The sequence below is a fragment of the Rhizobium sp. RAF56 genome, from assembly GCF_052113965.1.
Classification (GTDB): domain Bacteria; phylum Pseudomonadota; class Alphaproteobacteria; order Rhizobiales; family Rhizobiaceae; genus Rhizobium.
In genome coordinates this window covers 1-14827 of sequence record NZ_JBFRDU010000047.1, presented here as the reverse complement: position 1 = coordinate 14827, position 14827 = coordinate 1, and the positions used below count along the sequence as shown (strand labels likewise).

The following is a 14827-nucleotide window of genomic DNA, read 5'->3' as shown; positions in this document are numbered from 1 at the left end:
TTGATCGAGCCTCAGAGAAGAGGGGCGATCTCGTCTTCCCAGCGCTTGGCCCAAGCATCCTGCTGGGTCAGCACGACGTCGAAGTTCGGCACATAGACGTATTTGTCGAATTCCTCGGGCGTGAATGCGAGATGCTTGAGCGCGTCCGGCGTTTTCGCCTTCTTGTTCAATGGCGCTTCGCCGGCAACCTGCGCATATAGCTCACTCATTTCCGCACTAATCGCGAAGTTGATGAAGTCGAGCGTAGCCTGCAGGTTGGGACGGTTCTTGAACACCGCGAAACCGCTTTGGTAGAGGAATACCGGCATTCCTTCCTGCTTTGTGAGCCGCACAACCGGGAATTGCTTGGCTACTTCGGTCAGCTGCGGCTCCGAATAAAAGCCGGCAACTGTTTCGCCGCTTGTCAGCGAAGTCGTGAAATCGGTATCCGTCACGGCGATACGACCAATGTTTCCCGATTTGGCGAGCTTTTTCATCAGTTCCCAGCCGGGTTCCAGATTGTTCTCATTCCCCCCGTCATGCAGCGCCAATGCGACCAGCTGCAACATCATGCTCTGGGTCGGTCCCGGCCAGCATATCTTGCCCTTCAGGCTCGGATCGAACAGATCATCGATGCTCTTGATCTTCACCGGGCTGATGTCATCGCGGTAGGCGAAATAGATGCCCCCAACCGCGCGCGGAACGGCCATCCAATCACCCTTTGCATTCTTGACGATAATCTTTTCCGGGATATCGGCAAGGTTCGGGATCGTGTCCACGCTAACAGGGACCAGCCAATCCTCTTTCAACATACCGTTGAAGGAACCCTCCCACCCGGCCACATAGTCATACTCGGCATTCGGCCAGGTCGCCTTGATCTTGGGCAGGATCGCACCTGAGCCACCCTGGTGCAGAACCCAGTTGAAGGTTACCTTGTCTTGCTTGGCTGCAATTTGCTTCAGCGCATCAACGACGCCGCCACCCCATTCAACCGCAGTCAGTTCGGTTGTGGTGGCGGCACGACTGGCGAATCCGACCAAACTCATCGCCATCGATGCGCCGACGGTCTGCATAGCTTGCCTTCTTGTCATCGCTGTCATCGCTGTCTCCTTGTTTAGCGCCGCGTTGGGTAATGTCCCCTTGGGTATCTCAGCCTACGGTAGCGGAGGCTGACGCGACTGAAAATGGCAAACTTTCGAAGTGCAGTTCATTATAGATCAATGTGACGTATAGGGGTCCACTTCAGGCCCAGGCGCGCGAACTTCGAGAATACTGAGCCCCAATACGACGGTGAGCAGTAAGGCACTTTCTGCTGACGACCGGGCTGCGCCTTTCGCAAGCGGAAAACAGGGAAACTAAAAGCTGATTTCACACTGACCTCAGCCCAGGTTAGTCTTAAGCTATCGCAGGCGGGCGGCCTAAACGGAGGAACGCGATGGCATATCCGGAGCAGCAACTGGTCGATGGGCTGCTGGCAATTTCGGGCGCCCTTGCCGGACACATCGATCCAGGCGCCGCGTTTCGTGCAACAGCGGTAGCGATCGGCACTCTGTTGCCCCACGATCACATGGACGTCGCGGTACTGCTGCACGAAGGGCGAAGCCACGTATGCTACGAGGCCGGCTGCCGCACGGATTGGAGCGAGCTTGCCCGCCGTCCGGTTCCGGTTGAGGTCAGCCCCGTACGCGCCGTGCTGCGGGGCGAACTGCCGTTTCTTCTGACAGAAGACGCGCTCTGCGATCCGCGCTTTCATTTTGCCGGCGCCCTCGACGGTCCGATCTTTGCAGCGAGCCTTCGCAGCCGCATCGTCGTGCCGCTGAGGGCGAGGGGCAATATCGTGGGCGCGCTTAACATCAGCCGCCACGAACGGGGCTGCTACGGTCCGGTCGAACTCGAGGTCGCCGGTCACTGCGCAGAATTTATCGCGCCCTACATCTTCGCGCTGAACCAGACCGAGGAAGCGCGCCGCGCCATGCTGGCCGAAAGCGAAGCCCGCAATCGTGAAGAGCTCTTGCGGGTTGGCGCCTCGCGACTGACAGAGGGCATGGAGCGCGAAAGGAAGCGCATCGCCATGGACCTGCACGACCAGACGCTCGCAGACCTCGCGCGGGTGGTGCGGCAGGTTTCCGCACTCAGCCGGCAGGGGATCGCTGGTGCGGTCCAGCTTGCGGAACTGGAGCGCGAGATCGTCAATTGCCTGACGGAGTTGCGCCATATCGTTGACGACATGCGGCCGAGCGTGTTGGAACTATTCGGTCTGCGCGACGCTATTGAGGCGCATCTGAACCGCAGCGTCAGCCGCGCCGTACCGTCGATCGCGGTGCGCATTCACGACGCAAGCGAAGGCGCGGCAGACACACTGCCGGAGCGCATTCTGACGGCGCTCTATCGCATCGCTCAGGAAGCCATCAACAACGCCGTGCGTCATGCAGGTCCGCGGCTGATCGAGGTGCGCATCGAGGCTACCGTCTCGGCCCTCCGCGTTGTCGTTACTGACGACGGCGTCGGCACCGGAGAGATCGATCCCGACGCGAGCAGCGGCATCGGCCATATGCACACACGCGCCGCGCTGATCGGGGCGCGACTGAGGATCGGCCGAGCGAGCCGCACGGGCGGAACGCGAGTGGCGATCGAGATCGCCCGCGACCGCATCACTGCCCCGCCCGCCGATGCCCCGGCGACATTGCTGGAGAACATCTAATGCTGGTGATGATAGCCGAGGACGACGGCCTGCATCGGGCCTTTGTGCGCACGACGGTCGAGCGGCTGTGGCCCGGCAACGTCGAGATCATCGAGGCCGGCACCGGCGATGTCGCGATTGATATGGCTCGACGGCGCGAGCCGCCCTTTGTCGTGCTCGACCTGCAACTGCCCAAGGCGACCGGCATCGAAGTTGCGCGCTCGATCTGGAGCCGGCGACCCGACACACACATCCTGTTCTGGTCGAATTTCGCCGACGAATCCTATGTGCGCGGTGTAGCACGCATCGTGCCGCCCGGGACCGTCTACGGATACGTCCTCAAATCGACATCGGAGGAGGGCATGCGCTCGGCGCTGCGCGGGGTCTTCGCCGAGGGCCATTGCATCATCGACCGCGAGGTACGCGGCATCCAGCACCGCGTGCAGGATCGGCTGGAAGGTATCACCGACAGCGAATACGAAAGCCTTATCGACGTCGCGCTCGGGCTCACCGACAAGGCGATAGCCGCACGTCGGGGGCTTTCGACCCGCGGCGCTCAGGCCCGCATCCGCCACCTCTACGACAAGCTCGGCCTCTCTATCTCCGAGGACGGATCGGGGGAAGCGACCTCGATCTTCAATTCCCGCACGCGGGCCATATATCTGGCGCTCGCTCGCGGCCTTATCAACGTCGACGCGCTGAGGCGGGAGCAGGAAAGGCTTGATGCCTGGCTCTGCGAGGCTGGGGCTGACGACTAGGAAACCCTAAGCGGCCTGTCCCCTGTGCAAAAGCACACTCGGTGCTGCGTTTTAAGCCGTAGCGCAGCGCATGCCCGTGCTCCTACTGTCCCCGACCAGGCAAGAGGAATGCCGGGAGGAACGCCGATGCCCTTGGTGAATATTCAGATTCTCAAAGGCCATTCCCAGGAGCGTAAGAACGAGATCGCCCGTCGCGTCACTGCGGCGGTCAGTGAGATCGCGGAGCTGCCGAGGGAAGCGATCTGGGTCGTGTTCGAGGACGTGGCCGCGACTGACTGGTACGTGGGCGGCACAACTGTCGCAAAGCCGGCAGACTGAGGCGATGACGAAGGTCTCCCGCAACCCAGCCTTTGCCGACATTGTCGGCGATGCCGAACTCGAAACGTTGGCAAGCGGCCTCGGCTTCACCGAAGGCCCGATCTGGCATCCTTACGAGAAGTGGCTGGTCTTCAGCGACATGCCCGAAGACCGCATGTACATTCGTCAGCCTTCCGGCGACATAGAAAGTTTCCGACGGCCAAGCAACAAGGCGAACGGCAACACACTCGACCGCGAGGGCCGGATCGTTACCTGCGAACATGCCACCAGCCGCGTGACACGGCTCGATCATGACGGCTCGATCACCGTGATTGCGACCCACTACCAGGGCAAGGAGCTGAACAGCCCGAACGATATCGTGGTGGCAACCGGGGGCGCGATCTACTTCACCGATCCGACTTACGGCCGGATGGAATACTACGGCGTGCTGCGCGAGCCTGAACTGGGTTTCCAAGGTGTGTATCGCGTCGATCCGGACGGATCGAGATTGACGCTCCTGGTCGACGATTTCGTTCAACCGAACGGGCTTTGCTTCTCGCTCGACGAATCCCGCTTGTTCGTCAACGATACCGAGCGTCAGCACATCCGCGTTTTCAGCGTGACGTCGAGCGGCGAGTTGACCGGCGGCGCGGTCTGGGCCGAGACGACAGGCGACGCGCCCGGCGCGCCTGACGGCATGAAGATCGACAGTTGCGGCAACGTGTACTGCTGCGGTCCCGGCGGCATCCATGTCTTCGATCCATCCGGCAATGTGCTCGGCGTCATCCGCACGCCGGAGCCTTGTGCCAACTTCACCTTCGGTGACGAGGATCTGAAGAGCTTGTATATTACCGCATCCAGCTTGCTTCTTCGGCTGAGGGTGCGCGTGCCCGGATTGAGACTGTTCTGAAGCCGGAGAAACCGGCTGCAGGAAGGGCGCCCGCTGCGGCGCCGCGCTTAGCAGACAACGTCGGAAGAGGAGCCGGCGGCCGATTGAAGGCACCAACCAGGGAGGAAAGAAATGCGTAAGATGTTCGTACTCGGCGCGCTCGCCGCCGTCTTTGCGTCCGGCACGGCGATGGCTACACCAGCGGCAAGAAGATCGCTTTTTCCAACAACTATGCCGGCAATTCATGGCGCCAGTCGATGCTGAACAGCTACGACATCGTCACCAAAAAGGCGGTTGCCGACAAGGTCGTGGCCGCCGCCGACGTCTTCACAACCGCCGACCAGGAAGTGCCGACCCAGGCCGCCCAAATCCAGAACCTGATCCTGCAGGGCTATGACGCCATCGTCATCAACGCAGCCTCGCCCGATGCGTTGAACGGCGCGATCAAGCAGGCCTGCGATGCCGGCATTGTTGTGGTGTCCTTCGACGGAATCGTGAGTGAACCCTGCGCCTACCGGGTCGTCGTCGACTTCGAGGACATGGGCAAGCAAGAAATGGAGCAGATGAAGAAGTTCCATCCCGCGGGCGGTAATCTTCTCGAAATCCGCGGGCTCGCCGGCACGTCAATCGACGAATCCATCCATAAAGGCCTGCAAGCCGGCGTGGCTGCCCATCCGGAATTCAAGATCGTCAATTCGGTGACCGGTAACTGGGACCAGACCACGGCACAGAAGGCGGTCGCAACCGTCCTGCCTTCGCTAACCGATATTGTCGGCGTGGTGACCCAGGGCGGTGACGGCTATGGTGCGGCGCAGGCATTCGCTGCCGCCGGCAAGCCACGGCCGATCATCATCATGGGCAATCGCCAAGACGAACTGCAATGGTGGAAGGAACAGAAGGAAAAGGACGGCTATCAGACCTGGTCGGCGTCCATCGCTCCGGGGGTTTCGACGCTCGCCTTCTGGGTCGCTCAGCAGGTCCTAGACGGCCGCAAGGACGTTCCGCACGACATGCTCGTGCCCTATCTCGCCTTCACGCAGGATGATTTCGAGAAACACCTGCCCAATATTCCGGCCGGCGGTGTCGCCAGCAAGGAATATACGCAGGACGAAGCGCTCGCCGCCATAAAGGCCAACATAAAGTGAGCGGTGACATGCTTGCTTGCCGCACCTTTTCCAGCGGAACGCGTCGGTGACAGCCGAAGCGCCCGCGACCATCATAGAGTTGAGCGACGCCGAAAAGCATTTCGGCGCCGTTCGCGCGCTTGACGGTGTCGACTTCTCCGTGCGGCGGGGCGAGTGCGTCGGGCTCGTCGGCCACAATGGTGCGGGAAAATCGACGCTCATGCACATCCTCGCCGGCACGCAGCGGCCGACCGCAGGCCGCATGACCGTCGCCGACGGCGTCGAGGAACACTATTCCGTCTCTCGCGCCAAGAAGCTCGGCATACGCTGCGTCTTCCAAGAACTATCGCTCTGCCCGAACCTTTCGGTTGCCGAAAATACGCGTATCAACCATCCGGCGCTCAAAGGTTTTGGTTGGCGCCGGCGAGCGGCTAGGCTGATTGCCGCCAAGCTCGACGAGATCTTTCCTGGTCATGGCGTAGATGCTTCTGACATCGTCGCCGACCTGTCCATCGGCAGACGGCAGATGGTCGAGGTAGCGCGCGCCTTCACCATCACCGACGAACCGCTCAATCTCGTCATCCTTGACGAGCCGACCTCCTCGCTCGATGCGCACAGCGCCGGTCAACTGCTTACCTTTATGCGCCGCTTCGTCGCGGCTGGCGGCAGTTGCATCCTGATATCCCATGTACTTGGCGAGGTCCTCAACAATGCCGACCGCATCGTCGTCATGCGCGACGGCAAAGTGGTGGCCGTAAACGACGCGCGCGCCTTCAACCGTGACCGGCTGGTGGCGGCCATGGGCGCGACGGTCCACCGGGACAAAGCGCCGTCCTCGGTTGCAGCTCACAAATCCGACGGCGCGCTGCGCATTCGCGCCCGCCCGACGCGCCAAACGGACGGCGCGGAGCTCACCGCCCGCGCTGGCGAGATCATCGGGCTCGCCGGGCTTGCGGGCCATGGACAGACCGACCTGCTGCTTGCCATCTTCGCCGCCGCCAACCGGCGCAAGGCCCACATTGAGGTGACGGCCGCGGTGGCTTTGGTGGCGGGCGACCGCCAGTCGGACGGCATTTTTCCGCAATGGTCGATCGCCGAGAATATCGGCATACGTTCGCTGGCGAGACTACGCAGCGGCCTTTTGATCTCGGCACGGCGCGAAGCGGAACTTGCCTCATACTGGAGAAAGAAGATCGACATTCGCACGCCCGACATCAACGACAACATCCTGTCGTTGTCCGGCGGCAACCAGCAGAAGGCGCTGTTTGCGCGCGCCCTCGGATCGGATGCGGAGATAATCCTGATGGACGATCCAATGCGCGGCGTCGACATCGGCACCAAGCTCGAGGTCTACGACCTCATAAGCCAGGAGGCGAATAACGGCCGCACCTTCGTCTGGTATACGACCGAGACCGAGGAGCTCGACAATTGCCACCATGTCTACGTCTTCAAGAACGGTCGCATCGTCGCCAATCTCGGTCGGGACGAACTGACCGAGGAACGGATAATTCAATCCTCCTTCCTGGAGGCCGGATGACATGAGCGCAGTCTCTTCCCAGGGCCTCTTCAGCCTTTCCGCCCGCGGCGCGGCCGGCCGCGCACGGACGCTGCGCGCTCTGCTCCCAGGGCTGTCGCTGGCCTTGGTGCTGATCGCCATCGGCTGGCTGAATCCGCGCGCCATCTCCTATTTCGGCTTCAGCCTGATGCTCAACCTCGCCATCCCGATCGCGCTCGCCACCGTCGCCCAGATGTTCGTCATCGCCGGCAACGAACTCGACCTGTCGATCGGCACCTTCGTCGGTTTTGTCGGCTGCGTCACCGCCACCTTCCTGCGCGATGCGCCGCTTCTCGGCGTACTGATCCTGCTCGGCTCTATCGGCGTTTACGCCTTCCTCGGCGCGCTCATCTATCTGCGCAACCTGCCATCGATCGTCGTGACCCTCGGCATGAGCTTCATCTGGCAGGGGCTGGCGATCATGGTTCTACCGAAACCGGGCGGCAAGGCGCCGGACTGGCTGCAGGCGATCACCGCCTTTAAACCACCCTTCGTGCCGTTTCCGATCGTCGCGGCGGTCGTGATCGCGTTGATCGTGCATTTCGGGCTGATGCGCACTTCCTATGGGCTGATCCTCCGGGGCTCCGGCGGCAATCCTGCGGCACTCGCTCGCGCCGGGTGGTCGCTGCTGCGTGCCAAGGTGACGCTGTTTGCGCTCGCGGGCGTTTTCGGCGTGCTGTCTGGCATGACGCTGATCGGCATCACCTCTTCGGGGGACGCCAATATCGGCAACGGTTATACTCTGCTCGCCATCGCCGGCGTCATCCTCGGTGGCGGCGAATTCATGGGGGGACGCGTCTCGCCGATCGGGGCGGTAATCGGGGCGCTGACGCTGGCGCTCGCCGCCTCCTCGTTGCTCACCTTCATGCATATTCCGCCTGACTGGCAGGTTGCCGCCAATGGCGGAATCTTGATCATCGTACTCGCCGCGCGCGCTCTCATCAGCCGCAAGGAGGCCTGAGCCATGCCGCAACTGAAGACGCTCGCCGCCAAGCCGTGGATCTGGTCGTTCGTCGGCGCTCTTGCAGTCTGGCTCGCGACCATCGTTTTCACCGGTGGCTACGGCGCCGGCGGCATGCTGACGGCGGCCCTTTCGCTCGCTGTCTTCATGGTGATCGTCGGCGTCGGCCAGATGTTCGTCATCACGCTCGGGCCCGGTAATGTCGATCTGTCGCTGCCGGCCAATATCGGCCTTGCCAGCGCCGTTGCAATGAAGACCATGGCCGGACAGGACAACCTGATCGTGCTTGGCTTGCTCGCGGCGCTCGCAAGCGGGGCGGCGGTCGGCATCGCCAACTATCTGCTGATCTGGGCGCTGCGCATCCCGCCGATCATCGCCACGCTCTCGGCGAGCTTCATCATCCAGTCGATCGATATCAGCTACGGGCGTGGGCTGCAGATCAAGCCGCCGCCGGGCTTTGCCGCCTTCACAAACCTTCAGGTCCTCGGCGTGCCGGTGCTCGCCATTCTGACGGCGCTGTTTACACTAGCCGCCGGTACGGCGCTCGCACGCATGATCTACGGCCGCTCGGTGCTTGCGATCGGCCAGAACATCCGCGCCGCCTGGCTCGCTGGCGTTCCCGTCGGGCGCATCCGCCTCCTCACCTATACGCTCTCGGGTATGCTCGGCGGGCTGAACGGCGCTCTGTTGGCCGGCTATTTCCGCGGCGCCAATGTCGACATTGGCAATGAGTATCTTCTATCCTCGATCGCCGTCGTCGTCATTGGCGGCACCTCGGTCGCAGGCGGCAAGGCCAATGTCCCCGGAATATGGGGCGCATCCCTTTTTCTGGTGTTACTGCTCACCATGCTCAACACCTACGGCGTCAGCGCCGGCGTTCGCCTGCTCCTGACCGGCCTCGTGATCGTTGGCGTGATAACCACCGCGGGCAGCCGGCGCGCGCCAGGTTAAGCGGGCCGATTATGCGGAACGGTCATGGTCTTAGGACTTACCGCTCAGTCTTCCATTGCCGCTTCGGACAAACCCGACTCTGCCTCTGGCGGAAGCCGCCGAGCGGGAAGAAGGGCACATAGGCAGTTGCCTCCGCCGCAAGCTGGCCAATCAGCGTGGCGTCCTCGCGTGGTGCGTTTCTGATCGACGATGACCGCTTGGGGGCGCAAAGGCGCCGCCACGTGCAGTTGTTCGGTGTCCGCTTTCGAGCGGCCGCCATGATTATTTCAATGGCCGAAATGCGGGCGCTTTGCTGATCGGCCGCTTCCATAGCGGCCGCAAATGGCCTTGAGGGGCAACATTCCTTATAGTCGCTCCCAGTGCCGGCAATAGAGCGCCGGTCGCGCCCGCGAGGTGAACGAATATGTTAAAGCTTCCGCCGCCGATATGGGCACTTCTCTTTTTGATCCTTACTGCGGGCGCCAGCTACTTGGCCGGGTGGCCCGCCGTACCTCGGGTACATAGCCTCTCCGTCGGCATCGGGCTCATCGCGTTAAGTTTCATTGCTCCAGTTTGGGCCTTGATACTGTTCCGACGTGAGGGCACCCAGGTCAATCCCACCTCAGAAACCAACAACAAGTTGGTCACCGCCGGACCTTTTCAGTTCACCCGCAATCCCATGTATCTGGGCCTCGTCGTCCTCAGCCTCGGTGTGGCTGTGGCGACGGGCGCCATTCTTATGTTCGTCGCCCCTCTCTTGGTGTTCGCTACCGCGAATTGGGTCCACATCCCCTTCGAGGAAGCCAAGATGCGCCGCCAGTTCGGCCCGGCTTTCGACGACTACGCACGTAACGTGAGAAGGTGGCTTTAGAGCCTCGCTTGTTTCGGCTGCGCGACAAAGCAGGTACCATGGTCGGGCGTCCGGAATGGCTGCTTGCCACCCATACAGGAAGTGCCTCAGGCGTGCAGCGGAACGTCGGCTTTGGGCATTCCGCTCGACCTATCTAAACGGCCGAAATGCGGGCGCATTCCGGAAGCGTGCCAGCGGCGCCTGCCGGCCCAATGCGGACATTGAGGAGCATCAGCTACATCGGGCTATCTGCGCAGTTACTCCCGCTAGAATCCGATGGATAGGCGGAGTTGCCCGTCCCAGACATTGAGGCCGTTCTGTCCGAAGCTGAGGTAGCCGACGCTCGCCTCGATTTGCGCGTTGTTTGTCAAGAGCGCGCGCATGCCGGTCCGAACCGACGCAGTCCATGGGGACGGTGTCGCCATTGTGAGTTCGCCTGTCAGGATCTGTCCGCCGTTCGGGCGTTCGAATTCGTAGTGAACGCCAAATTCGGCATAGGGCATGAGTTGCGTTCCGTTGGAAAGGCTGAACAGCCGGCCGATTTCTGTGGTTGCGTCGATAACCCCGTAGTTGAAGGCGGAATCGGCCAGGCCGAGTTGATGGGTCTTCCCAGTATGCTGCCCGCGAGCGAGTAGCTGTCACTGATGTTGCGTGAATAGGTGACGGAAAGCTTGGGACGCGCGTAAGCCTCGCCGATATCGTACTGGCCGTTCAGATTGGCCGACGCTTCATACTGCTGCGATGCGAAATTGCCGCTGAGCCCCAGAAGCCGCAGGTCGCTGTTGGTGTGGCCATAGCTCAACGACGTGTCGATTGCCCAGTGCGGCGACAGACGTACCGCAACATAAGGGCCGATGCTGAAACCGTTCGTATCGGTGCGCAGGCTGTCTCCGAACGATTCGTTGCGGCTTTTGTCCACGGCTACGTACACGCCGAGGACAACGTCGTCCGTGATCTTGCGGTCGAGACCCATCGTCAGGGTGCCCGCCAACGAGTTGTTGTCGAGACCGTAGCGGTGATCGGAGACACTTGTGCCTTCGGTCAAGGCCCAAACGTTCCACAGGGTCGGAGGGATAAGATCCCGCCCGGCCGTAAGGGGTACTTCGGCGTTCGGGGCCTCGTTTGTGGCAGGCGCCATCCGAGCCCTCAAATCCTCGCATAGCGGCAGCTTCTTCTGATTTTCGGCGGTCGCCTGTTCTGAGCCGCGCTCGATGCAGCGTGCCTCCGGCCGAGCGATCCCCTCTCTCTCGGCCGTCGTATTTTCGGCTGGCGCGGCTGGCAGCCGAGGCCCTCTTGGCAAGACACCGCCTGGTTGAGGCGAGGTCGGGACCGCAGGCGTAACCTCGCCCGGCGGCACCAGTGTCGCGATGGGCGGCACCACCTGGCCCGGAACGGTTGGCAGCAATCCGGCGCCCGGCGGCAGCGTCGCGATCGGCGGCACCACCCCGCCCGGCAGGTTCGGCATCACACCGCCCGGCTGACCCGGCAGCGTCGGCATCATTCCCTCAGGCGGCAGCGTCGCGATCGGCGGCGCTACGCCACCCGGTAGGTTTGGTAACAAACGGCCCGGAAGGGTCGGCATCACGCCGCCCGGCTGACCCGGCAGCGTTGGCATCATTCCCTCCGGCGGCAGTGTCGCGATCGGCGGCGCTACGCCACCCGGTAGGTTCGGTAACAAACGGCCCGGAAGGGTCGGCATCACGCCGCCCGGCTGACCCGGCAGCGTCGGCATCATTCCCTCCGGGGGCAGTGTCGCGATCGGCGGCACCACACCGTCCGGCAGGTTCGGCACCACGCCGCCCGGCGGAAGCGTCGGCATCAGCCCGTTCGGCGGCAGCTTTGCGATAGGTGGCTTAACACCTCCGGGAAGCCCCGGTTTCAAGGCGCCTGGCGGAGCCGTGGGCGTCAGACCGTGTGGTGGTAGCTTTGCGATTGGTGGCTTAACACCGCCTGGAAGCCTCGGCTTCAATCCACCCGGCGGAACGGTGGGCGTGAGGCCGTGCGGCGGCCTGCCGCCGATATGAATGCCGCCGCCACCCCCCGGCGGTGCGGGTACCAGTGGGGCGGAAGGGCGTTGGAAAGAGGGCGGGGCGAAATCAGGAAACAGCTTGCCGATCGGTGGAACCGCGTGGCCGCCGCCGGGCCGCCCGAACGGCGGTAACGTCAGGTTGGGAGGGAAGACGAAGCCGCCCTTTTGATTCTGGGTATCTATAAGACAGGGCTTATTGCTGTCCAAATCATAGAGCTTGTGGGTACCACCATTTCCATTGGATACAACGGGCGACGTCGAAACATGAAGCCCACGCTTGGCTTTTGTCCACTCGTCCACGGTCTGGTTGCCTTGCGCCGCATCAAGGCCGAACGAGCCCGCCGATGTTCCCGAAAGCCAAACTGAGCTTGAAGAGTCCGACGTTACGCCAAGAAAGCGCAGGCCGCCGCTCGATTTGCAACTGTCGGCGAACGCCGAAACCGGTGTCCCTGCCACCGAAAGAACGACGAGCCCCGGCCAGATAGTTCCTGCAAGACGGCTCAGAAGAACGCTGCTTTGCCGATCACCCTCAACCTGAATTCTGCACAGCCGACGCAATGCGTTCGCCCTTGCACCACGCTTCTTGTGGAAAGCGTCCATGAAGACATCCCCGTGCTGCAGCGCCCCCCAGCATGCGCGCGAGAACCTATCCCAAAGTGCCGCCTGACCCGGTCAGTCTCCCCCACCGGATGGCACCACCCAGAGCGAAACTAACCGAAAAATATGCAGCGACGTGCCGATTAATTGAGCAAACGACCTAAGGCCACTACCGAAGGACATCCTAATGTGACATTTAAAACACGGTGTTAGTGGTCGTCTCTAACACGACTATCGATCAGAACGGTTGAGGAACGTCCCTCGCAACCGGTCGCGTTGTAACCTGGTCACCTGCCTCTGCGCGTTGGATGGTTTTGCGGGATACGCCAGCCAACGCCTCAGCCTGATCGTGGTTGAGGCCAAGGAGTTCACCCGCTGCCTTCAATACGGTCGACGGAAATCGCAGCATAAGGCATCGGCAACAGTCCTTTCAGGATAGTGCACGGCGTAAAGTGACCCTGACATCACTCGTGGCGATGAGTGTCCCCTATGCACGCATCCTGGCGGAAGCGAGAAGGACGCGACCAGATCAGGGCCATCTGCTGTCGCGATGCGATTGGCCCTTGGTCCAACTATCCCCTTCTTGAATTGAAGTCGAAGATGCGGCTCTCGTGGATAGGAAACAGGTTTCGATCGATGAAGAGGATTTGCGAAGTCATGGATTGCGTCTGGCAAAGACCCTCGCGTTCCTATTTGGCTGAACGAACTCCCCTTGCTCCGCTCTCCACCAACGTCGCGCTCGCGGAAGAGACGGCCGCCGTCGAGCGAACCGCCGTGGGCGTGGCGCTCTATCCACAACGAGTAGCTAACGAATGAACGACCTCGGTTAAGAGTGCCGCTGCAGGAGAACATTGGCATGAGCGATCGGCATGCGGATACCTCTACCGCAAAGGAGTTTCTCGCGTCTCACGGCGGACCTTTCTACGAATTGCAGTGCAGGCTGAAGCTGCTACACGAGCATGCGCTGAGATCCGGCCGGCGCGCCTTGGTTTTCGTTGGACTTGCCTGGGGTGTTCCGCTTCTTCTGGGGCTTCCGCGAAGTCTGTCGTTGGATACATCCAACGGGCTGACATACCTGACCGATGTGAGCGTTTGGGCAAGATTCGTCGTCGCCATCGGCGCCTTCGTTCTTGCCGAGCAGCAGGTCGAGGAGCGGCTGCGGGAGAAACTTCACCAGCTCGTCTCGGCCCCTATTGTTCCACCTTCCTCATTTTCTGACGCTGCGCACGCGGTCAATCAGGCCTTGAGGCAGCGCAATTCCCACCTGGCCGAGGCTGTATGCCTCCTAGGCGCGTCGCTGGCGACCTGCGTCGTGCTCCGGCATCAGTATGTTGTTGATACGTCGTCATGGGTCGTCACGGCCTCTCCAACGGGCAATTCCATTACACTTGCCGGATGGTGGTCGCTTATCGTCAGCATTCCGTTGTTCTGGTTCCTGACGTTGCGCGGGCTGTGGCGGCATTTCGTATGGTCGCTCCTCTTGCGTCGATTGGCTCGACTGGATCTTCGGCTCGTGTCAACTCATCCGGACGGAAAGGGCGGCATCGGCTTCCTTGCGGACTACCCAAATGCCTACATGACCGCAGTATTCGGAGTGAGCTGCGCCGTCGCCGCGGCCGTTGCGCAAAATCTGCTGCATGAGACGGCGACGATGACCAACATTACGATATTGATGGTTGGATGGTTGATTATAGTTCTGGCGCTTTTTGCCTTTCCGTTGTCCGCTTTCTCCAAGCCGCTGTCCGAACTCAAGAAAGCCACGTTGGCGCGGCTTAGCGCACAGGCAACGCAGTATCATCGCATGGCAGAGCGCAAGTTGCTCGGCATCAACGTCGTCGGTGAAAGCAGTTCTACGCCCGAGGAGAGCCAGGAGGTTTCGGATCCCACCAAGCAATTCGAAATCACGCGCAAGCTTTCGGTCATGTTGTTGAACCGCTCGGCGCTCCTGCCAGTCTCGGCGGCCGCGCTGCTACCATTTGCCATCGTGGCGTCGTCGCGGGTTCCGTTCAAGGACGTCCTATCGCTTGTCTGTTGATTTCCACTGAGAGCTGACCCGGCACAGCCCGATATTTCCATTGAGAATTGACCCATGTTTCAACCGTCCCTCGCATGTTTTCAGCGGGGGCTCTGGAGTGATCGACATGGCGTTACTGAGCGTAATCCGGCGCTGGCATTTTC

The 14827-nt window shown here is 61.6% G+C and carries 13 protein-coding genes and 2 pseudogenes; 10 read left to right on the top strand and 5 right to left on the bottom strand.

Going from position 1 to position 14827, the window contains the following annotated elements; genetic code table 11:
* Positions 1 to 11 precede the first annotated feature (11 nt).
* Positions 12 to 1079: an ABC transporter substrate-binding protein gene (locus AB4048_RS25540; protein WP_442204786.1), complete on the bottom strand. Its 1068-nt coding sequence runs from the start codon at positions 1077 to 1079 to the stop codon at positions 12 to 14.
* Between the two features lie 335 nt (positions 1080 to 1414).
* On the opposite strand from AB4048_RS25540, the gene AB4048_RS25535 reads away from it, so the two are divergent.
* The 8 genes and pseudogenes from AB4048_RS25535 to AB4048_RS25500 all read left to right on the top strand — a co-directional run bounded on the left by AB4048_RS25535 (position 1415) and on the right by AB4048_RS25500 (position 9194).
* On the top strand, positions 1415 to 2680 hold the full coding sequence (locus AB4048_RS25535) for a histidine kinase (protein ID WP_442204785.1): 1266 nt from the start codon (positions 1415 to 1417) through the stop codon (positions 2678 to 2680).
* Positions 2680 to 3417, top strand: coding sequence for a response regulator transcription factor (locus tag AB4048_RS25530; RefSeq protein WP_442204784.1), 738 nt, complete (start codon positions 2680 to 2682; stop codon positions 3415 to 3417). The genes AB4048_RS25535 and AB4048_RS25530 overlap by 1 nt, the downstream gene beginning before the upstream one ends.
* Before the next feature lie 126 nt (positions 3418 to 3543).
* Positions 3544 to 3735 carry a tautomerase family protein gene (locus AB4048_RS25525; protein WP_442204783.1) on the top strand — a complete coding sequence of 64 codons (192 nt, stop codon included), beginning with the start codon at positions 3544 to 3546 and terminating at the stop codon, positions 3733 to 3735.
* 4 nt (positions 3736 to 3739) lie between these two features.
* Positions 3740 to 4624: an SMP-30/gluconolactonase/LRE family protein gene (locus AB4048_RS25520; RefSeq protein ID WP_442204782.1), complete on the top strand. Its 885-nt coding sequence runs from the start codon at positions 3740 to 3742 to the stop codon at positions 4622 to 4624.
* Between the two features lie 111 nt (positions 4625 to 4735).
* Positions 4736 to 5748: pseudogene (locus AB4048_RS25515) on the top strand (substrate-binding domain-containing protein).
* A gap of 46 nt (positions 5749 to 5794) precedes the next feature.
* Complete coding sequence (locus tag AB4048_RS25510) at positions 5795 to 7264, top strand: sugar ABC transporter ATP-binding protein (protein ID WP_442204781.1); 1470 nt, start codon at positions 5795 to 5797, stop codon at positions 7262 to 7264.
* 1 nt (position 7265) lies between these two features.
* A complete protein-coding gene (locus tag AB4048_RS25505; protein ID WP_442204780.1) occupies positions 7266 to 8243 on the top strand; it encodes an ABC transporter permease in 978 nt (325 codons plus the stop codon).
* A 3-nt stretch (positions 8244 to 8246) separates the two neighbouring features.
* Complete coding sequence (locus AB4048_RS25500; protein WP_442204779.1) at positions 8247 to 9194, top strand: ABC transporter permease; 948 nt, start codon at positions 8247 to 8249, stop codon at positions 9192 to 9194.
* A gap of 76 nt (positions 9195 to 9270) precedes the next feature.
* Here AB4048_RS25500 and AB4048_RS25495 read toward each other — a convergent pair.
* Positions 9271 to 9369: pseudogene (locus AB4048_RS25495) on the bottom strand (oxidoreductase); the annotation flags it as partial.
* A gap of 228 nt (positions 9370 to 9597) precedes the next feature.
* Here AB4048_RS25495 and AB4048_RS25490 point away from each other — a divergent pair.
* Positions 9598 to 10044 carry a methyltransferase family protein gene (locus AB4048_RS25490; protein WP_442204778.1) on the top strand — a complete coding sequence of 149 codons (447 nt, stop codon included), beginning with the start codon at positions 9598 to 9600 and terminating at the stop codon, positions 10042 to 10044.
* Between the two features lie 245 nt (positions 10045 to 10289).
* Here AB4048_RS25490 and AB4048_RS25485 read toward each other — a convergent pair whose 3' ends face one another.
* From AB4048_RS25485 to AB4048_RS25475, 3 genes are all read right to left on the bottom strand, one after another.
* On the bottom strand, positions 10290 to 10526 hold the full coding sequence (locus AB4048_RS25485; RefSeq protein WP_442204777.1) for a hypothetical protein: 237 nt from the start codon (positions 10524 to 10526) through the stop codon (positions 10290 to 10292).
* Complete coding sequence (locus AB4048_RS25480) at positions 10463 to 12652, bottom strand: autotransporter domain-containing protein (protein WP_442204776.1); 2190 nt, start codon at positions 12650 to 12652, stop codon at positions 10463 to 10465. Before AB4048_RS25480 ends, AB4048_RS25485 begins: the two co-directional genes overlap by 64 nt.
* A 235-nt stretch (positions 12653 to 12887) precedes the next feature.
* On the bottom strand, positions 12888 to 13058 hold the full coding sequence (locus tag AB4048_RS25475; protein ID WP_442204775.1) for an antitoxin Xre-like helix-turn-helix domain-containing protein: 171 nt from the start codon (positions 13056 to 13058) through the stop codon (positions 12888 to 12890).
* A gap of 447 nt (positions 13059 to 13505) precedes the next feature.
* Here AB4048_RS25475 and AB4048_RS25470 point away from each other — a divergent pair, with 447 nt between their 5' ends.
* A complete protein-coding gene (locus AB4048_RS25470; RefSeq protein ID WP_442204774.1) occupies positions 13506 to 14684 on the top strand; it encodes a hypothetical protein in 1179 nt (392 codons plus the stop codon).
* Positions 14685 to 14827: the final 143 nt, after the last annotated feature.